Raw genomic sequence first — 19639 nt, forward strand, 5'->3', positions numbered from 1 at the left:
CATGGAACATACCCAACCTGCGATGACCACCACCGATCCGCTGGACGCCAGCTTTGACATCATTGCCCGGCAGGATCAGGCCGATGCGGCCATTTCCGGCCTGCGCACCGATGTCGACGAGGTGAAAGCGCGGCTCGACAAAGTCGCCCGCGCCGCCACCCGCCCGGCGATGGGCGGCACCCCGGCGAGCGACGCTCCTGAAGTCAAAGGCTTCGTCGATGGCTATCTGCGCCGTGGACGTGAAACCGAACTCAAGTCGATCAGCGGCACCGCCCCCGGCGATGGCGGCTATGCCGTGCCGCGCCAGATCGACGCGGTGATTGCCGCTGAACTCGCCGAAATCAGCCCGATCCGCGCGATTGCTCAGGTGGTGCAGACCGGCACGTCTGGCTATCGCAAGCTGGTTGCTACCGGCGGCACCGCGTCAGGCTGGGTCAGCGAAGCCGCCCCGCGCCCGGAAACCGCAACCCCGCAATTTGCTGAAATCGCCCCGCCATCGGGCGATCTCTACGCCAACCCGGCGGCGAGCCAGGGGATGCTGGATGACGCCGCTTTCGACATCGAAACCTGGCTGGCCAGCGAGATCGCGCTGGAATTCGCGCGCGCCGAAGGCACGGCATTCGTCAACGGAACCGGGATCAACCAGCCCGAAGGCTTCCTCAACGCTCCAACCGCCACTGCCGAAGACGGCGTGCGGGCATTCGGGACGATGCAATATATCGGATCGGGAAGCGCCGCCGGGTTCGACGCGGCGCCCGATGCGCGGCTGATCGACCTGATCCACTCGCTCAAATCGGGCCACCGTCAGGGCGCGGTGTTCGTGATGAATTCGTCAACGCTGGCAACGGTGCGCAAGCTCAAGACCGCCGATGGCGCGTTCCTGTGGCAGCCGGGCATGGTCGAAGGCCAGCCTGACCGCCTGCTGGGCTATCCGGTGATCGAGGCGGAGGATATGCCCGATGTCGCAGGCGGGGCCTTCCCGATCGCGTTCGGCAATTTCCGCCACGGCTATCTGATCGCTGAAAACGGCGCGACCCGGGTGCTGCGCGATCCGTTCACCAACAAGCCCTTCGTGCACTTCTACGCCACCAAGCGGGTGGGCGGCAAAGTGCTCGATTCCAACGCGATCAAGCTGCTGAAGATCGAAGCCTAGGTGTTAACTTAGGCTTCGATCCCCCGGCAAGGTCGAGTCCCCCCTTGCTCCCTTGCCGGTGTCTCGCGCCCGCATCGCTTCAGGCCCCCTTCCCGCCTGACCCAGCGATGCGGGCGCATTTTGTCTCGAACACAGAATTGGAGAACCCGCGATGGAGCGGACTATCTTGCAGCCAGCAGCGCTTGACGGCGCGGCGCTGGCGGAGCTCAAGCACTGGCTCGGGATCAGCCGCCCCAATGACGATGCGGCCCTGATCGGGCTGATCGATGCCAGTCTGGCCATCTGCGAAGCCTTCACCGGCAAGATGCCGCTGGCGCAGACGGTCGAGGAAATCATCGCGCCGCACGCGGGGTGGCAGGAACTGGTATCGCGCCCGGTGCGCGAAATCACTGGCGCGGCATGGATCACTGCCGATGGCACGCGTGAAGCATTGCCGCTGCCAACCGACGCGCTGGAGTGGCGCATCGCGGTCAGCGCATGCGTGCAATTGCTGCGCCCGTTCGAAGGGCGCGGGATCGCCTTGCAACTGGTCGTCGGGATTGCCGATGACTGGGACAGCCTGCCCGCATCGCTGCGTCATGGGATCATCCGGCTGGCCGCGCATCTCTATCGTGAGCGTGACCGCGATGGCAAGGGCGGCGCAGCGGTGCCCGCCAGCGTTACCGCGCTGTGGCGGCCATGGCGCAGCACGAGGCTGGCATGATCCGCGCCGCAGCAGCCAGCGCCCGGCTAGTGCAGCGCCTGCGCGCGCGGGCCGAACAGATCGCCGCCAGCCGCGCAGTTGATCGTCGCAGGGAACGCCGCGCGCCGGGTGCGGAGTGGCGTTCTGCCACCGCGCTGTGGCCCGATTTCACCGCCGATATCGCTTCAACAGACAGAACAGGGAATTGACCACCATGGAAAATGACCTGCGCGCCGCACTGATCGCCTGGCTCAGGGCCGATCCCGCGCTCGCCGCGATCAATGCGATCGAGGAAGAATCCCCGCTCAGCGTCAGCCCGCCGTGGCTCGGCATCGCGGCAAGCGCTTCGATCGATTGGGGCTCCAAAGACCGGCAGGGCCGCGAAACGCGGATCGCGCTGGAGCTGGAAACCCGCATTGATCTCACCGCCGCCGACGCCCCCTTGCTCGCCGCGATTGAACGCCGGGTGCTTGACCTGCCGCCGTTTCAGCCTGGTTTCGAACTCGCCTCAATCCGGTTTCTGCGTTCGCGCAGCGAAGCCCGCGCCGACAATCGCCGGGCCGCGCTGATCGAATTTCGTTTCCGCATCCTTGAACAAAATTAGGAGTAACGCCCATGCCCGCCCAATCCGGCGCCGCCTTCCTGCTCAAGATCACCGATGGGGCCTCACCCCCCGCCTATCAGACCGTCGCAGGCCTTCGCACCACGCAAATGTCGATCAATGGCGACACGGTAGTCATCACCCACAAGGATTCGGGCGGCTGGCGCGACCTTTTGTCCGGCGCGGGCACCCGATCAGTGTCTGTCAGCGCTGCGGGAATCTTCCTCGGCAGTGCAGCGGAAAGCGCGGTGCGCAGCCATGCGCTGGCCGGGACGCTTGCCGGTTATGAATTGTCATTCGAGGATGGCGAGCGGCTGCGCGGACGGTTTCTGGTGCAACGGCTCGATTATGCCGGGGATTTCAATGGGGAGCGCAATTATACGCTCCAGCTCGAAAGCTCCGGGCCGGTCGTGCCAGCATGACCGCCGCCGCCAATCCCCTGCGCGGGGAAAGCGTGCTGATGGTGGCGGGGATGGGCTATGTGCTGCGACCGACCTTTGAAAGCCTGGTGCTGGCCGAAGCCGAACTGGGATCGCTGTTCGCGCTGGTCGAACGCGCGGCGGCGGGCGCGCTGACCCTGACCGAGATGACCGCGCTGCTGTGGCATTGCTTGCCGCCGGAATCGCGGCCTGACCGTGCAGCCGTGGGTCAGGCAGTGCTGGCAATGGGGCTAGTGGCCGCCACCCAGCCGGTGCGCGCAGTGCTGGCGCAGGTGCTTCAGGGTGAGACGTGACCTCGACCTTCGCCGCCTGCGCCGCGCGCTGGTGCAGCCTCTCGGCCCGCCTGCTCGGCTGGCGCCCGGTTGAATTCTGGAACGCCACCCCGGCCGAATTGGCGATGGCGCTGGCCGCGCCTGATGATCCCGCCTGCCCACCCCCACCCAGCCGCGAGATGATCGCCCGCATGATGGAGCGCGACGCTGATGAACGATAATTTCGAAGAACTGGTGATCGACGTGCGCGCCCGCACCGATGGCTTTACCACCGATCTGGAAACCATGCGCCGCTCGCTCGACACGTCGTTGCTCGACGGGTTCGGGCGGGCGGGCAATGTGCTTGAAAACGGACTGCTATCAGCGCTGCGGCGCGGCAGTCTGGGATTTGATGATCTGAAGCGCACAGCGTTCAATGCGCTCAACGAAATCGCCGCCCATGCGCTGCAATCGGGCATCAGCAACCTGTTCGGCGGTGCGAGCAGCGGCGGGGGCGGGGGCGGGGGCCTGGGGGGACTGATCAGCCAGTCACTCGGCGCACTGTTCGGCTTGCCGGGCCGCGCGACCGGCGGCCCGGTCAGCCCCGGGCGGGCGTTTCTGGTGGGTGAGCGCGGGCCGGAAGTGTTCGTCCCCACTTCATCGGGCCGGATCGACAACGGCATCGCCGCACAGGGCCGCGATGTGCGGGTCGCCATTCAACTCGCCGTTCCGCGCGGGGTGGCCGCGCCCACCGCGATGCAACGTTCATCCCGGCAAATCGCCAGCGCGGTGCGCCGCTCCTTGCAACAGGCCTGATCGGGGGAATTATCATGGCATTCTGGCTCGCACGCGAACGCCGCACGCAGGAAAGCAGCTTTATCCAGCGGTTCGACCCGCGGTTCTGGACGGTCAATTTCCCCCGACCTGCGATGGCTTCGGCGGTGACGATTGCGCCTGATGCGCTGCGGGTCGAGGTTGAACTGCACCACGCAGGCGAACTGGTCGGGCTGATCTGGGACAGCGTCGACACGCTCGATCATCCGCTGCTCGCCTATGAAACCGATCGCGATTACGCGCACACCACGCTCAGCTTTCGCTGGCAGTCCGAAGGCGTGATCGCGCTTGATCTGCCCAACGGGCCAACGCTGACGATCGAAGGGCGCGATGCCGCTGGCACGCCCCGGACGTGGTTTGTAAGGCTATGGAATTATGCGCAAGGCACCCCCACCGATGCCCGCATAACCTTGCCGTTCTCCGATCTTCAAGCGGGCTTTGGCCTGCCGGGTGAGCCTGTCCACCCCGGCGACATCGACCGCATGTTCATCTCGCTGGTCGCGCCCGGCCACGTTCCGGGCAGCGCCGCGCCGCTGCCTGCGCGCTTCAATGGTGCGGTGACCGTGTCCGATATCGTCGCCGATGGTGCCCGCGCCATGCTGGAGGTCGGCGATGTTCTGCTGCCGCCGCATGGCACGAGAATCGCTACCGCCTACGACGATGCCTTCAACCAGACCCCGGCCCGCCTGCTGCGCGCGGTGACCGGTCTCGGCTATCGTCAGGATCTGATCCACTATGTCGGCATGAGCCATTTCATGCGGCTCGCGCAGCAGCCGACTGGCAAGGTCAAGGTGACAACCGCAGGAGAACTTAGTGCGCCAGCGGTTGCCTGGCACCGCAATTACTTCGAGCTTGCGCAGGCCGGAGCCTTCGAAGTCATCGCCTCGCTCTCGTATGAATTGTTCGATGCCTATTGCCCGGATGCCTGGAAGCAGCGCACCGCAAGCGGCGCCCCTGCATTAACCGGCTGGGTGCCACCATCGACCTTGCTGTCTCCGGCAAATACGCAAGCGATGGCATGGCTGATGGACGTGGCCCGCGACTTCGTGGCGCTGCTTAGGCAGGCAGGTCTGCCGGTGCGCTTCCAGATAGGCGAGCCGTGGTGGTGGGTGACATCGGCAGGAGAAATCTGCCTGTATGATGACGCTGCAAAGGCAGCATTCGGCGGCACCCCGCCGATAATCACCGATGTCGGCGGCCCACTGACCTTCGCGCAAACCGCCTTGCTCGATGAAGCAGGCGTGCTGCTGGCACAATCGACCGCGAACCTGACCGCCGTCGTTCGCAACGCCGCGCAGGGGCCGTCAGAGGTGCTGCTGCTGACATTCACGCCGACCATTCTCGACCCGAACAGGCCTGAACTGTTTCGGGCGAACCTGCCATCTGGCTGGGCGGCACCGGCGTTCGACCGGCTGCAAATCGAAGACTACGACTGGCTCACCGGCGGAGCGGATGCGGCGCGGCGCGCGGCCTATGCCTTTGTCGATTCCTGGCTCGGCTACCCGTCTGCGCTTCAGGATTATCTCGCCGGTTTCGTGCTCGATCCTGCCGATGCCGAACTTTTCTGGCTGCGGATCGACAATGGGATCGATGAAGCAGCCGAGCGCGGCATCGCCCGCCGCTATGTCTGGGCGCTGCCGCAGGTCAACCGCGATGGCTACACCCGCCTCGCCCCATCCCCGGAGCAAGCCATGGATCCGTTCGACAACGTGCTTTACCCCTTTGCACTGGGGCGTAATGCCTCGGTCGCGCCGGAATTCTCGACCTCGATTGCGGTGACCGCATCGGGGCACGAACGGCGCAATTCGCTGTGGTCGGATGCGCGGCTGCATTTCGATGTCGGCCCCGGCATCCGGTCAGAGACGGAACTGTCCGAACTCGTCGCTTTCTTCCGCGCCCGGCGAGGCCCGGCGCGCGGGTTCCGCATGATGGATCCGTTCGATAACAGCTCCAACGCGATGACCGGCACGCCAACCATGTTCGATCAGTTGATCGGCATTGGCGACGGCGCCACGGCGGATTTCCAGCTGATCAAGTCCTATGGGACAGGCGAGCCGCAAGTGCGCCCAATCACCCGGCCGCGGCCGGAAACGCTGCTGGTCAGCATCGGCGGCGGCGCGAGCACTGGCTGGACGCTGAGCGAGAAAGGCGTGCTTCGGTTCCTCGCCGCACCGCCTCCCGGGGCAGAGGTGCGTGCTGGGTTCCTGTTCGATGTTCCGGTACGATTCGCCGAAGACCGACTTGACGTGTCCGCAGTGGATTTTGCAGCCGGGGAGGCACCATCAATCCCGCTGATCGAACTGCGGGAGACAGCCTGATGCGGGTGTTCTTCGACCGCGAGCTTGATACGGTCGCGACCTTCTGGCGCATTTATCGCCGTGATGGGGCCGCACTCGCCTTTACCAGCCATAACCGCGATCTGACCTTCGGCGGCATAACCCACCGCGCCGCGCCCGGCATGATCCCTGCCGCGATCCGACTCACGGTTGAACTCAGCAACGACAGCGCCGAAGCACAAGGTGCGCTGCACCATGATTCGATCCGCGAAGAAGAACTTGCCGCCGGACTGTTCGATGAAGCCGCGATCGAAATCGGCGCGGTCGACTGGATCACGCTTGATCATTCCACGCTCTATTCAGGGCAAATTGGCCGGATCGAGGACAATCAGACGCAGTTCACCGCCGAGCTGCGATCAAACAAAAGCCTGCTCGAACGCGACCTTGTTCCGCGCACCAGCCCGACCTGCCGGGCCGAGTTCTGTGGCCGGGGATGCGGGCTTTCGGCGGTGCGTTTCACTACCTTCCGCTTGCTTGATGCGATTGACCCCGAAACGAACCGGGTGCGTTTTGCTGGCCTGATCGGGGAAAATTACGTCGACGGTAAATTGCGGTTCCTGTCTGGGCCGCAGACTGGCTTGGATTTCGGTATCATCGATGCGGACGCGGACTGGCTCACACTCGATCGGCCGCTGGTGGCGGGAACCGCTATCGGCACCCGCGCTGAACTGCGCGAAGGATGCGATCATACCTTTGCCACCTGCGTGGGCCGGTTTGCCAATAGTATCAACTTCCGCGGTGAACCGTTCCTGCCGGGCAATGATCTGCTGTCGCGTTACGGCCAACCATGATTGGGGCGGGCGCGCCAAATCCGGGCGTTGCGCTGGCCGAGGCAGCGGCAAAGCTGGTCGGCAGCCCGTTCCGGCTTCACGGACGCGACCCTGCAACTGGTCTCGATTGTGTCGGGCTGGTGGTCGCAGCGCTATCCGCGACCGGAGCAACTCCGCGTGCGCCCAGTGGTTACGGCTTGCGCAACCTGTCGGTGGACCATTGGCTACATTTTGCCGACCGATCAGGACTGACGGCGTCGCCCGGGCCAATCCGCGCGGGCGATGTGCTGTTGATCGCGCTTAGCCATTGCCAGCATCATCTGGCCATCGCCGCGAGCGCGGCCAGCATCATTCATGCCCATGCCGGGCTGCGAAAAGTGGTGTGGCAACCGCTTGATCCCGCTTGGCGGCTCCACATCAAGTGGCAGGTCGCACAACAAATGGAAGGCTGATTTTATGGCAACATTGGTGCTTACAGCCATCGGCACCGCCGTTGGTGGGCCGATTGGCGGATCGATTGGCGCGTTGGTCGGTCAGCAGGTCGATGGGCTCATTTTTGGCGGCGGCACCCGCCAAGGGCCTCGTCTGCGCGAAGTGACGATCAGCACGTCGAGCTATGGCCAGCCAATCGCCCGCCACTTCGGGCGGATGCGGGTGCCCGGTTCGGTGATCTGGTCAACCGACCTGATTGAAAACAGGCGCAAGGAAAAGGGACGCAAGGGCCAGCCATCGACTGTCACCTTCTCCTATACGGCCTCCTTCGCGGTCGCATTGTCCAGCACCCCGATTGCGCGGCTCGGGCGGGTCTGGGCCGATGGCAACCTGCTGCGCGGAAGCCTTGGCGACCTCAAGGCAGGCGGGAGCCTGCGCATCTATAGCGGCCACGGCGACGACCCGGTTGATCCCCTGATCGCGGCCGCCAAAAGCGGTCAGGCACCAGCCTTCCGGGACTGTGCCTATGTGGTGTTCGAAGATCTTGAACTGGGAGATTTTGGCAACCGTATCCCGGCGCTCAGCTTCGAAATCTTCGCCGAAGGGGGCGATGACACTGTTTCTCTGGAACGGTTGGTGCCTGGGGCGGTTCCGGCTGCGATGCCGGTCATGCTGGCCCATGCCCGGGGCTTTGCCGATGAAGGCGGGCCGCTTGCCGCAAGTTTGGCAGCAATTGATCAGGTCATCCCTCTGATCTGCACATCAGGCAAATATGGCCCGATCATTGCCCCTCGGGCGGTCCCAGATGGCGAAATCATAACTCTGCCCGCCCAACTCGCGCTGCGCGACAATGGCACAGACGAAGCCCGGCACAAGCAGCGGTCAGGTGTCCCGACCCAGGAACCGGCGGCCCTGCGCTATTACGATGAAGATCGCGATTACCAGCCGGGCGTTCAGCGCGCGATTGGCACGCGGCAGGTGGGCCGCGAATTGATGGTTGATCTGCCCGCCACCATGAACGCGAGCGGAGCACGGCAGCTGGCCAATGACAGTGCGAATCGTGCACGCTGGCAGCACGAAACGGTGCTCTGGCGCACCAGCGAAATCGACCCGCGCCTATCCCCCGGCACCATCGTGCGCATTCCCGATGCTCCCGGATACTGGCTATTGCGCAGTTGGGAATGGCTCGACCGCGGGATTGAGCTCGAATTGGAACGGCTCGCGCCCGGCCTTACAACGGCCCGCATCAGCGATCCGGGCGAGCCCTTGCCGCCGTCAGATCTGGTGATCCCGAATACGAAGCTGGCCGCCATAGAAGTTCCGGCAGACGGCAATGCCAATCCCGCTGCATCTCTGATTTTCGCAGCCGTTTCGGCCGAAAATAATGCTTGGCGCGGTGCGGCGCTGTTTGCCGTTCAAGGCACCGCGATGGTCGATCTGGGCACCAGCGGATCGCAGCGCGCCATTATTGGCACACTTTTTGAACCCCTGCCCCCTTCGCGGGCTTTACTGTTCGAGCCGGAAGCCAAGGCTGTAATCGAACTCGTCGCAGACGACATCGCCTTCACTGAAACAAGCATTGATGGCCTCGCCGCAGGAGCCAACCGTTTGCTGGTCGGCAGTGAGGTCATCCAGTTTGTGCGGGCCGCCCCCTTGGGCAACCGCCGGTGGGAATTGTCAGGATTGCTTCGCGGACGCGGCGGCACCGAGCACGGCGCGGCGCAGGGCCATCCTGCGCAGACCCTTGCCGTCCTGCTGGATGACAGTCTGGTAGCGCTCGATCAGGAGCTTGTTCCACCGCTGCCGACCACGCGGATCGCGGCAATCGGGAGAGGCGATACCGAAGCGGTGCTCGCCCCGCTCGCCAATCCCGGTCTCTCGCGTCGCCCACCGTGCCCGGTTCACCCGCGTCAACGAATCGATCCGGACCAGACCCGGCATTTCAGCTGGACCCGGCGCGCGCGCGGGCAATGGCGCTGGGACAATGCGGTCGAGGTGCCACTGGTCGAAGAACGCGAACTTTATCAAATCGGCTACGGCCCGACCGCCGCGCCGCACGTCACATGGACGCGCAGCGAACCGCAGCTGTCGCTGACTCAGCCAGAAATTGCGAGCCTGCGGGACACGCATGGCAATGCCGATCTGTGGGTCATGCAGGTCGGAACATTTGACCGCTCACCGGCGCTGTTGCTCGCGTCGCTTTAACCAAGCTCAGGAGTTTTGCATGTCCGAACCTTTTACCTTCACCTCCTCCACGCCGAACATCGGCTTGCCATTGCTGATCGCAGGCCAGGCACAAAAGGAATTCTTCCTCAATCAGTCGCTTGTTATTGTGGATTCGCTGCATCGCCGCTCTGTGATAGCCTCGCAGCCTGCACCGCCGACGAATTCCAACGAAGGCGACTGCTTCCGGATCACTGCCACTGCAACGCAGGAGTGGGAAGGTTGCGAAGACCATATCACCATTCGGATTGGCGGCAGTTGGCACTTCATTGCACCGCGCGAAGGCATGTTCATGTTTGACAGCGCGGCGGATCAGTTCCTGCTTTATCAATCAGGCTGGCGGGTCGCTTCTACACCTGCAATCCCGGCGTCCGGCGCCGTAATTGATGCCGAAGCGCGCGCCGCGATCAGTGAGTTGATCGAAGCTCTGCGTGACATCGGGATTTTTGCACCCGTGACAGACTAAAATGGACGCACATCACCCGGCGATCATAAGTGCATTTTTGGACGCGACCGCCCCATCGCGACATTCTTGCAACACCCTTGTGTGATTGATGGCTTGCCTCAGACATAGGGAAAAGATAGAGACAGTCTGTGCCTCAAGTCTAATATAAAAGGGGAATCTGAGTATGCGCAAACTCGTCATTGGAATGGCGATGGCTTCGACCGCGCTGACAACGCCTGCCATGGCCCGCGACGGCCAATGGTACATTCAGGGCGATGCTGGTGCCATGATTGTCGAAGACCAGGATCTCGATGTCAACGGTGTGAAAGACAATGCAGGCGTCGGCTACGACACTGGGTTCGATTTTGGTGCCGCAGTCGGCTACGACTTTGGGGTTTTCCGCCTCGAAGCCGAAACCAGCTATCGCGCTGCTATCGATCCGGAAGATGTTACCGCCGGCAGCCAAGGCCTCGCGCTCTTTCCTCCCAGCGTCAACACCTTCAATGGGAAGCGTAGTGCGTTTGGGGAAATGAATGCGCTCAGTTTCATGTTGAACGGCCTGGTAGATTTCGGCGACGACGATAGCCTTCAGGCATTTCTCGGCGGCGGCATCGGTGTGGCCCGTGTGGACATGGACGCCAGCGTGGATGTCAGAGGCCCCGGTGTCTGGAACGACTCCGATACAGGTTTGGCTTGGCAAATTCTCGCAGGTGTTCGGCTTCCTGTCAGTAAAGCGTGGGATATCGGTCTGAAATATCGGTACTTCAATGCCCCTGACATGAAACTTGTCGACCCGTTGGGGCGCACCCTCGATACCGAACTTGTCACGCACTCGCTGCTGGGTTCGATCACTTACAACTTCGGTGGTGAAGAACCTGTTGTGGCACCGGTGGCACCGCCGCCTCCGCCTCCGCCACCACCGCCTCCGCCGCCACCTCCGCCGCCGCCGCCACCACCGCCGGTGCCGTGCAACACGGGTCCGTACATCGTGTTCTTCGACTTTGATAAGTCGGACATCACGGCTGAGGCTGCAACCATCCTCAACAGCGCCGTCACTGCCTACGCCAATTGTGGTTCGGCAAACGTGATGCTGGCAGGTCACACTGACCGTGCGGGTAGCGTCAAGTACAACATCGGCTTGGCTGAACGGCGTAACGCATCGGTCCGCAGCTACCTGAACGGTCGCGGGATCCCTGATGGCCGCATCACGGGTGAAGCGTTTGGCGAATCGCAGCCGCGCGTCCCGACCGCCGACGGTGTGCGCGAAGCGCAGAACCGCCGCGTGGAAGTGACTTATGGTCCGGGTTCGGGCATGTAAGTCACCCCACTAAGGGTATTGAAGAGGGGCCGGAGCAATCCGGCCCCTTTTTTGCTGGTGTCTCGTCAAATGAGTGTCGTTGAAGTGGCGAGACCTTGCGCACTCAGGGTCGCCATAGCGAGATCCTGCCTTGTGCTGACATCACAAGTTCGATCGGGGATCAGCTATGTGGTTAAGTCGCCGACGGTAGCTCCACTTCGGCCAGGATCAAATGATTGGCGCGTCATCTGCTCGGCGCTCTTGCTTCCTAACTTGAAGCATATTGCAGCCTAGTGGAAGCAGATGGCTACTCAGAAAACGCAGTGCTTCAAAGACATGAAGTGTTGATTCTGATGAGGTCAGGATGGAATCTTTTCCGCAGCTCCGGTCATCCCGGTTCACCGTTTCTGTGACGGTAAGCCCGATGGCAAGGCGTGAAGTGAAGCGAAGTGAAGCCTCAGGCTAGCCAACGTCGCAACACAGACTAGCAGAGCCTCCACACGCAACCGCTTGGTGGCGGGCAGAATCCGCCCTCCATAACATCTCGGCCTGCACCTGATTGCTATACCCCGGAATGATCGGGGGAAACACTCCCGGTTCTGGTGTTGGCACTCACTCGCCCATTGCTGCCCGGGCGCGCTGCCCGATGGTCGCTTCGGCAACTGGTAGCGCACGGTAAGCGTAGATCAGCAGAATGAGCGATATCGGTGCCACCGCGATCAGCGAAAGAACGCCCATCCGCATGCTTCCGGTCAACTCTGAAATCTGTCCGACCATGTAAGGCCCAATCGCGAGGCCAACCAGCGTGGTCGCAAGAAAGAATGAGGCCGTCGCAGTACCTCGCATCCGCGGGAGGACCAGATCCTGCGTGGTCGCCGCCGCCGCGCCCAGAGCGGTCGCAGCGAACAGGCCAGCGAGGAAATTCATTACATAGAACAGCGCCGCGTTCTCTGTGGTGAAGCCAACCCAGATCGGGATCACCGGGGCGATGATGCCGAACATGATGACGAGAATGCGTCCCGATGGATTTCGGACCCGCAGCCAGTCAGACATGCGCCCGCCCAGGATCACTCCGAGGAAACCGGACACCGCGCCACTGCCGCCGAGCACGAAGGCGAGTTCTTCCTTCGGCAGCTTGAGCACAGTCTCCGCATAGGGCGCAGCCCAGAACGCCAGCGCATAGGCGCCGAGCGATACGAGCCCATATCCCAGAGCCGTGCAAATGAAGGCCGGCGTACCCCAGATCAGGCTGAAGGTAGCAGGATCGTGGCGCCGGAGCGTCGCAGCCCAGGAAAACACCGCATAATAGCCGAACGCCATGGCCGACCATTGTGGCAAATTGTTAGTCAGCTTGGTCATGATCACAGCAAGGATGATCATGGCCGCCGCCATCGCCAGGTTGATCAGCACCGCCATTGGGCCACGGCGCATGGCATGGATCACTGTAAAAGGCGGCAGCAGCATCGACAGGTCGGTGAAGAAATCAAACAACGGATGGCGGCCACTTGCATTTTCTTCGGGCGGTCGTGCGGGTTCACGCAGCGACGCTACCCACAGCGCAAGCAGTAGGCCGGGCAGGCCTACCGCCATGAATGCGGCCTGCCAGCCAACCAACCCACCGATTCCGCCGCCCGGATAGGCCGCGTCCCAGACCTGCGAAATCTTGGCGCCAATAAAAAGTGAGACCCCACCGCCAAGATACAGGCCGGACGAATAGATTGCCAATGCAGTAGCGCGCTGGCGGGTGGGAAAATAATCTGAAATCAGCGAATAAGCGGTCGGGCTCGCGGTTGCTTCGCCAACCCCTACCCCCATCCGTGCCAGTGACAGCGTAAAATAATTGCGCGCAAGCCCGGATAGCGCGGTCATGGTTGACCACAAGACCAAGCCGATAGTCAGCAGGCGGACACGATGCCAACGGTCCGCCAGTCGGCCCAACGGCACACCAAACAACGCATAGAACACCGCAAAGGCAGCCCCGCCCAAGAAACCCAACTGTCCATCGGTCAGGTCGAGGTCGCGCTTGATATCGACAGCGAGGATCGAGAGGATCTGCCGATCGATGAAATTGAGGATATAGACCACAACCAACACGCCCAGGACATACCAGCTATATGCGGACGCTGGCGCATCCTCACGGGCCTGCGCCGCAGTTGCTTCCTCGCTCAAGAATGATCCCCTATCGGTATGGTCTGGTTAAAGGTCGGCCGGATGGCTGCCGTCAGGCGCTGTAAGCCGTGCTATCGACTATTCCGGCTTCGGCAAAACCCTTTTTCCGCAAACGGCACGAATCGCACAATCCGCACGCCGTGCCATCGGGCGTCGGATCGTAGCACGACCAGCTCCACGCCGGGTCAAGTCCGAGCCGTGCGCATTCGCGGGCGATATCGGCTTTGGTCATGTGCTGGAGCGGGGCGTGGATCGTGAAGGGCGCGCCCTCAACCCCGGCCTTGGTGCCGAGCCGCGCCGTTTCGGTAAAGCTGGCGATGAATTCGGGCCGGCAATCGGGGTAGCCGGAATAGTCGAGCGCATTGACCCCGATGAACACGTCGCGAGCACCCGCTGCTTCGGCGCAGGCTGTGGTCAGCGCGAGAAATACGAGATTGCGCGCAGGCACATAGGTGACCGGAATATCGTGTCCCACCCCGCCTTTGGGCACATCAATGGCAGCGGTCAGCGCTGATCCACCAAACGCCCGCAGATCAAGCGCAATGCACGTTTGCCGGGCCAAGCCCAGCCGCTCTGCAATCCGCGCGGCGGATTCCAGCTCCAACCGGTGGCGCTGGCCATAATCCACCGACAGCGCGTGAACCGCAAAGCCGCGTTCCTGCGCCAGTGCGGCGGTCACCATCGAATCCAGCCCGCCGGATAACAGCACCACAGCAATCGGATAGGTGGGATTGTCTTGAGAACCAGTCATGATGCGCGCCCTAACATGGGTGCGCGCAAACGCAATCCGGCCTGCTCAACAGCTGCTGGTGCGGCGTGCCTCAGCCACTAGTTGAAACGGCATTCCATCATGAATGCCCTGGCTTTCGATCTGCACCAGCGCCCCGGTTTCGCGGCGAATGCTGGTGCGGCCATAGCCATTCCCGGGACAGGTGTACTGCACCGTGACGCGCGCGGCTCCATCTTCCACTACGAATTGATTGCAGCCATTTTCCTGGTGCATGATCTGGATCAGCTCCGCCCCTGACCGCAGGCAGATTTTGCGATCAGGCGCGCCATCGCGCTGTTTAATCGTCCATTCGCCCTTGGTCAGCGTGCCCAGCATGGCCAGACCCTTGCCCTGCGCCAGCCCCGGCACGGCCAGCCACAGCGCCGCTCCAGCCGCAAGACTGCCAAGCGCAAACGCGCGCATCCAGCTGATCGAAATGAGCTTCATAATTCCCTCAATATCCGCTGTTAGCTTAACCACGGATGGCACAATTTAGGCATACGCGCATAATATAGCGAATTTTTGACTGGCTGTCAGACGGCCAGCGCAAAGGCGCGCGAACAAAACGCGCAGTCGACCACGATAATGCCGTCGTCATTGCGCATCTCCTGCTGCTCCTCGGGCGGAAAGCGCGCGATGATTGATGCGTAATGTTCGCTGCTGCACCGGCACCCACGCGATAGTGCCGCCCCGGTCTGCACACGCACTTCGTCTTCCTCGTGGAATAATCGCCAGATAATCGCTTCGAGCGACAGCGCAGGATCGAGCAATTCGTCATGGCTGATGGTTCCGGCCAGCACCGCGACATGTTCCCAATCGGGATGGTCAAGCCGCACGTGCAGCCGCTCGCGCCCTTCCTCGCCATCGGCCAGATGCTGCACCAGCAGCCCGGCGGCAGCGCGGCCCTTGGCCCCGGCGCGGCTGGCCACGCGGATTAGTGTCGGGATCTGTTCGGACTGGCTGAAATAGCTCTCGCACGCTTCGGCAAGGCTCGCACCTTCCAGCGGCACGATCCCCTGATACCGCTGATTGCCCTCAGTCTCGAAGGTGATGGCAAGGTAGCCTTCGCCGAACAGAGCCTCAAGCGTGGGGTTAGCCCCAAGGTGTTCAAGCCGCTCTCCATCGAAATCGACGTAGCCGCGCACCGCGCCCGCGCGGTAATCGCACACCAGCAGTTTCACGATCCCGCCGCTGGTCTGCGCCTGGATCGTCATCTGCGCGGTTTCGCCTTTGAGCAATCCGCCCATCAGCGCGCCCAGCACCAGCGCTTCACCCAGCAGATGCGTGATCGGCGCAGGGTAATCATGCGCCGACAGCACCGCATCGAGCACGCCGTCCATCCGCACCACCCGCCCGCGCGCACTGCGGCCGGGAAGGGTGAAGCCCATCAGCTTGTCGGAATAGGTCTCTGTCATTGCGGTCATATCAGCCATGGCGGCGCATATGGGGATTGCGGGCAGCCGAGCCAAGCCCCCCGGGCGGCAGGCTTAATCGTCGCCGATGCGTCCGAAACTCCACAGCAACACCGATTTTTGCGCGTGGATGCGGTTTTCCGCTTCATCGAACACGACCGATTGCGGGCCTTCGAACACATCCTCGCTGACTTCATCGCCAACGTGTGCGGGCAGGCAGTGAAGGAACACCGCGTCGGGCTTTGCCGCAGCCATCAGCGCAGCGTTGATCTGAAACGGCACCATCGCGGACTTCTTTTCCGCAGCATCGGCCTGCCCCATCGAAATCCACGTATCGGTGATCAATACATCGGCCCCGCGCGCCGCAGCTTGCGCATCCTGCGTGAGCGTCACTACCGCCCCGCCTGCCCGCGCCATGGCAACGAAGGCCGGATCGGGTTCATACCCCGCAGGCGTTGCAACCCGCACGTTGAACTTGAACAGGCCTGCCGCTTCAAGGATCGAATGCAGCACGTTGTTGCCATCGCCAAACCACGCGACCTCCAGCCCGGGCAGCGCCTTGCCATGTTCGATCATGGTCAGCAGATCGGCGACGATCTGGCAGGGATGCGATTTGTCGGTCAGGCCGTTGATCACCGGCACGGTCGCATGGCGAGCCATTTCCTCGATCTTGGCATGATCGTCGGTGCGCAGCATGATGGCATCGACCATCCGGCTCAACACGCGGGCGGTATCGGCGATGCTCTCGCCGCGCCCCAGCTGGCTGGAGGCCGAATCGAGGATCAGCACGCTGCCACCCAATTGCCGCATCGCGATGTCAAAGCTGACACGGGTGCGGGTCGAATTCTTCTCGAACACCAGCGCCAGCACATACCCTGCCAGCGGCGCATCGGCATCGGCTGCGCCTTTGGGTCGCCCCGCGCGCGCGGCCTTGCGGTCAATCGCGTCGGCGATCATCGCGGCGACATCATCCGCCCCGGCATCGGTCAGATCGAGAAAGTGGCGGGCCTGTTTGCCTGTCCCCATCATGCAGGCTCCGGCACTGTAAAGCTGGCCGCACCCGCCGACAACTTGTCGAAGAATTCGTCAATCTCGGCATCACCAACCACCAGCGGCGGAATGATGCGGATAGTGTTGTCGCCCGCCGCCACAGTCAGCAGTTGGTGATGATCGCGCAGGTGGACAAAGAACGGGCGGCTTTCCACGGTCATCTTGAGGCCGAGCATCAGCCCCTTGCCGCGCACCAGTTCGAACAGGTTGGGATAATTGCCGATAAACTGTTCGAGCCGGGTGCGCAGCCGCTCGCCCTTTTCGCGCACCGAAGCGAGGAATGCTTCATTGGCGACCGCTTCCATCACCGCCGTCCCCGCCGCCATCGCCAGCGGATTGCCGCCATAGGTTGATCCGTGGGTTCCCAAGGTCATCCCACGCGCCGCCTTTTCGGTGGCGATGCAAGCGCCCAGCGGGAACCCGCCGCCGATGCCCTTGGCGGTCGCCATGATGTCGGGCGTAATCCCGTAATATTCGTGGGCATACAGCTTGCCGGTGCGCGCGACGCCGCATTGCACTTCGTCGAGAATCAGCATCAGATCATGCTCATCCGCCAGCGCGCGCAGGCCCGCCATGAATGCCTGCGATGCGGGACGAATCCCGCCCTCACCCTGAATCGGTTCGACCATGAAGCCCGCAGTGTGCGGCCCGATCAGAGCCCTTGCCGCGTCAAGATCGTCGAACGGGGCATATTTGAACCCTTCGAGCAGTGGCGAAAATCCGTGGTGCATCTTGGTCTGGTTGGATGCGCTGATGGTCGCCATCGTGCGCCCGTGGAAGGCGTTGTGGAAGGTGATGATCTCAAACCGGCTGGCATCGCCCTCATCGCCAGCATTCTGGTGATAGGCGCGCGCGGTCTTGATCGCGGTCTCCACCGCCTCGGCACCCGAATTGGTGAAGAACACCGTGTCACCAAAGGTATTGTCGACCAGCATCTGCGCCAGCCGCTCACCCTGCGGGCTGCCATACAGGTTCGACACATGCATCAGCGTGGCGGCCTGTTGCTGGATCGCACCGATCAGCCCTTCATGCGAATGGCCGAGCAGGTTGACCGCGATGCCGCTCGCAAAATCAAGGTAACGCGTGCCGTCCTCGTCAATCAGGTGGCAATGCTCCCCTCGCACGGGCCGCACGCCGCAACGCGGATAGACGGGCATGAGCGGGGTGATCGACATGGGCAAATTCCTGAATTGAGAAACAACAAGGTCTGAAACACAAATGGCGGCCCCCGAAGAGCCGCCATCTGCAATCGATTAGTCCTGTGCGAACCCGCGGTCAAACCGGGCGGAGCGCAAGGCGTTTTTGGTCAGCCTTCGTGCGGCGAAAGGTTGACGGCCGAGTGCTTGCCCCGTCGGTCAACTTCGAGATCGAACTGATAGCGTTCGCCTTCGTTCAGGGCTGAAAGTCCCGAACGTTCCACCGCGCTGATGTGCACAAACGCATCGGGTTGGCCATCATCACGGACGAGGAAGCCGAAGCCCTTCATCGCGTTGAAGAACTTGACCGTTCCGGTCACACGTTCACCCGTCAATTCCCGCGAAGGAGCGGCAGGCTTGGCCGCCACGGCAATGACATCGCCAACAACCTGAAGATCCTGAGCGGAAACCTTCCCGCCACGATCCACGAGATTGTATTGCAGTTCCTGCCCTTCGGCGAGGCCTTCAAGCCCGGCACGTTCCACCGCGCTGATGTGGACGAAGATGTCTTCGCCGCCACCTTCCTGCTGGATGAAGCCAAAGCCTTTCTGGACGTTGAAGAACTTCACGATGCCCTTGCCGGTGCCGACGATCTGGGCTGGCATACGGCTGAAACCGCCGCCGCCTGCACCGCCGCCCGCGCCGCCGCCAGGGCCGCCGGGGCCACGCGGCCCACCGCCCGAACGTGGCGCACCGCCGCCTCCACCAAACCTGTCACCGCCGCCACCGAAGCGGTCTCCTCCGAATTCGCGCGGCGGCGAAAAACCATCGCCATTGCCGCCAAACGGATCGAAGCTTTCTTCGCCAAAGCCGTCGCGCTTGTCGCGGCCGCGCCGGCGTCCCCTATCGTAACCCATAGATCAGTACGTACCTTGTCACACCGCCCGTCCTCATATGTGCCGGTGACGTGGACAGCGAGCCGCACCGGACACAGACGCGCCGAGCTTGATACCCGGTGCGCACGTAGAGCGCGGTATAGCGCACAAAAAGTCGATTTGCGAACGATTTTACCGGCCTGCGTGGCGGTGTCGCCTCGCGATTGCCACAAGGGCGGTCAGGCTGACTGCACGAACGCTTGTGCGCAGGCGCGTGCTTGGGCATGACACGAGCCGGACACGCACCGGAAAGCAGCAATAGCCATGAGCAATTTTCGCAAACTCACTGAAAATATTATGGTTAGTCAACAACTTGCTCTCTCCGATGTGGCGGACGCAGCGGGATTGGGAGTCGCGCTGATCATCAATAATCGTCCCGACGGCGAAGACCCGGATGCTCCCCAGGGAGATGATATTGCTGCTGCTGCCGCCGCCGCTGGCCTCAATTACGCCGCGATTCCGATCGGCCATTCGGGCTTCAGCGAACCGCAGGTCGATGCAATGATTGCCGCGCTGGAGCAGGCCGAAGGGCCGATTCTCGCCTATTGTCGGTCGGGCACGCGATCGACTTTTCTGTGGGCGTTGGCCGAAGCGAAGCAGGGTGGTGATCCTGCGACCATCGCCCGCACTGCAGCGCAGGCGGGCTATGACGTCAGCCCGATTCGCGCGATGATCGATATGCTCGCCGCGCGCTGAGGTGCTGT

General features: G+C 62.7%; 22 protein-coding genes. 15 read left to right on the forward strand and 7 right to left on the reverse strand.

What is annotated here, in order from left to right; translation table 11 throughout:
- Position 1: 1 nt before the first annotated feature.
- The 14 genes from ACSSV3_RS03505 to ACSSV3_RS03570 all read left to right on the forward strand — a co-directional run bounded on the left by ACSSV3_RS03505 (position 2) and on the right by ACSSV3_RS03570 (position 11485).
- Positions 2-1153: a phage major capsid protein gene (locus ACSSV3_RS03505; protein ID WP_354323776.1), complete on the forward strand. Its 1152-nt coding sequence runs from the start codon at positions 2-4 to the stop codon at positions 1151-1153.
- A 151-nt stretch (positions 1154-1304) separates the two neighbouring features.
- Complete coding sequence (locus ACSSV3_RS03510) at positions 1305-1856, forward strand: head-tail connector protein (protein ID WP_354323778.1); 552 nt, start codon at positions 1305-1307, stop codon at positions 1854-1856.
- Positions 1853-2044 (forward strand): hypothetical protein, encoded by a 192-nt coding sequence (locus tag ACSSV3_RS03515; RefSeq protein ID WP_354323780.1) that lies wholly within the window; start codon positions 1853-1855, stop codon positions 2042-2044. The genes ACSSV3_RS03510 and ACSSV3_RS03515 overlap by 4 nt, the downstream gene beginning before the upstream one ends.
- Positions 2045-2049: 5 nt before the next feature.
- Positions 2050-2439, forward strand: coding sequence for a DUF3168 domain-containing protein (locus ACSSV3_RS03520; protein WP_354323782.1), 390 nt, complete (start codon positions 2050-2052; stop codon positions 2437-2439).
- Between the two features lie 11 nt (positions 2440-2450).
- Positions 2451-2858, forward strand: coding sequence for a phage major tail protein, TP901-1 family (locus tag ACSSV3_RS03525; RefSeq protein ID WP_354323784.1), 408 nt, complete (start codon positions 2451-2453; stop codon positions 2856-2858).
- Positions 2855-3169: a GTA-gp10 family protein gene (locus ACSSV3_RS03530; protein WP_354323785.1), complete on the forward strand. Its 315-nt coding sequence runs from the start codon at positions 2855-2857 to the stop codon at positions 3167-3169. The genes ACSSV3_RS03525 and ACSSV3_RS03530 overlap by 4 nt, the downstream gene beginning before the upstream one ends.
- Complete coding sequence (locus tag ACSSV3_RS03535) at positions 3166-3369, forward strand: phage tail assembly chaperone (protein WP_354323787.1); 204 nt, start codon at positions 3166-3168, stop codon at positions 3367-3369. Before ACSSV3_RS03530 ends, ACSSV3_RS03535 begins: the two co-directional genes overlap by 4 nt.
- A complete protein-coding gene (locus tag ACSSV3_RS03540; RefSeq protein ID WP_354323789.1) occupies positions 3359-3943 on the forward strand; it encodes a tail tape measure protein in 585 nt (194 codons plus the stop codon). Before ACSSV3_RS03535 ends, ACSSV3_RS03540 begins: the two co-directional genes overlap by 11 nt.
- 14 nt (positions 3944-3957) lie before the next feature.
- Positions 3958-6279 carry a DUF2460 domain-containing protein gene (locus ACSSV3_RS03545; protein WP_354323790.1) on the forward strand — a complete coding sequence of 774 codons (2322 nt, stop codon included), beginning with the start codon at positions 3958-3960 and terminating at the stop codon, positions 6277-6279.
- Positions 6279-7088 (forward strand): DUF2163 domain-containing protein, encoded by an 810-nt coding sequence (locus ACSSV3_RS03550; protein ID WP_354323792.1) that lies wholly within the window; start codon positions 6279-6281, stop codon positions 7086-7088. The genes ACSSV3_RS03545 and ACSSV3_RS03550 overlap by 1 nt, the downstream gene beginning before the upstream one ends.
- On the forward strand, positions 7085-7519 hold the full coding sequence (locus tag ACSSV3_RS03555) for an NlpC/P60 family protein (RefSeq protein ID WP_354323793.1): 435 nt from the start codon (positions 7085-7087) through the stop codon (positions 7517-7519). The genes ACSSV3_RS03550 and ACSSV3_RS03555 overlap by 4 nt, the downstream gene beginning before the upstream one ends.
- A 4-nt stretch (positions 7520-7523) precedes the next feature.
- Positions 7524-9704, forward strand: a complete 2181-nt coding sequence (locus ACSSV3_RS03560) for a GTA baseplate fiber-binding domain-containing protein (protein ID WP_354323795.1) — start codon at positions 7524-7526, stop codon at positions 9702-9704.
- A gap of 19 nt (positions 9705-9723) precedes the next feature.
- Positions 9724-10188 carry a DUF2793 domain-containing protein gene (locus ACSSV3_RS03565; protein ID WP_354323796.1) on the forward strand — a complete coding sequence of 155 codons (465 nt, stop codon included), beginning with the start codon at positions 9724-9726 and terminating at the stop codon, positions 10186-10188.
- Between the two features lie 163 nt (positions 10189-10351).
- Complete coding sequence (locus tag ACSSV3_RS03570) at positions 10352-11485, forward strand: OmpA family protein (protein ID WP_354323798.1); 1134 nt, start codon at positions 10352-10354, stop codon at positions 11483-11485.
- Between the two features lie 591 nt (positions 11486-12076).
- Here ACSSV3_RS03570 and ACSSV3_RS03575 read toward each other — a convergent pair.
- The 7 genes from ACSSV3_RS03575 to ACSSV3_RS03605 all read right to left on the reverse strand — a co-directional run bounded on the left by ACSSV3_RS03575 (position 12077) and on the right by ACSSV3_RS03605 (position 18917).
- Positions 12077-13633: a spinster family MFS transporter gene (locus tag ACSSV3_RS03575; RefSeq protein ID WP_354323800.1), complete on the reverse strand. Its 1557-nt coding sequence runs from the start codon at positions 13631-13633 to the stop codon at positions 12077-12079.
- 52 nt (positions 13634-13685) lie between these two features.
- A complete protein-coding gene (gene queC / locus ACSSV3_RS03580) occupies positions 13686-14384 on the reverse strand; it encodes a 7-cyano-7-deazaguanine synthase QueC (protein WP_354323803.1) in 699 nt (232 codons plus the stop codon).
- A gap of 45 nt (positions 14385-14429) precedes the next feature.
- Positions 14430-14849 carry a hypothetical protein gene (locus ACSSV3_RS03585; protein WP_354323805.1) on the reverse strand — a complete coding sequence of 140 codons (420 nt, stop codon included), beginning with the start codon at positions 14847-14849 and terminating at the stop codon, positions 14430-14432.
- Positions 14850-14935: 86 nt separating this feature from the next.
- Positions 14936-15835 carry an Hsp33 family molecular chaperone HslO gene (hslO, locus tag ACSSV3_RS03590; protein WP_354323807.1) on the reverse strand — a complete coding sequence of 300 codons (900 nt, stop codon included), beginning with the start codon at positions 15833-15835 and terminating at the stop codon, positions 14936-14938.
- Positions 15836-15889: 54 nt separating this feature from the next.
- The gene (argF, locus tag ACSSV3_RS03595; protein ID WP_354324093.1) at positions 15890-16840 is read right to left on the reverse strand and encodes an ornithine carbamoyltransferase; all 951 of its coding nucleotides are present in this window, start codon (positions 16838-16840) and stop codon (positions 15890-15892) included.
- Positions 16840-18039: an aspartate aminotransferase family protein gene (locus ACSSV3_RS03600; RefSeq protein ID WP_354323809.1), complete on the reverse strand. Its 1200-nt coding sequence runs from the start codon at positions 18037-18039 to the stop codon at positions 16840-16842. Before ACSSV3_RS03600 ends, argF begins: the two co-directional genes overlap by 1 nt.
- 131 nt (positions 18040-18170) lie before the next feature.
- Complete coding sequence (locus ACSSV3_RS03605) at positions 18171-18917, reverse strand: cold-shock protein (RefSeq protein WP_354323811.1); 747 nt, start codon at positions 18915-18917, stop codon at positions 18171-18173.
- Positions 18918-19199: 282 nt separating this feature from the next.
- On the opposite strand from ACSSV3_RS03605, the gene ACSSV3_RS03610 reads away from it, so the two are divergent.
- On the forward strand, positions 19200-19631 hold the full coding sequence (locus ACSSV3_RS03610; RefSeq protein ID WP_354323813.1) for a TIGR01244 family sulfur transferase: 432 nt from the start codon (positions 19200-19202) through the stop codon (positions 19629-19631).
- Positions 19632-19639: the final 8 nt, after the last annotated feature.

It is taken from the genome of Porphyrobacter sp. MBR-49, assembly GCF_053628655.1.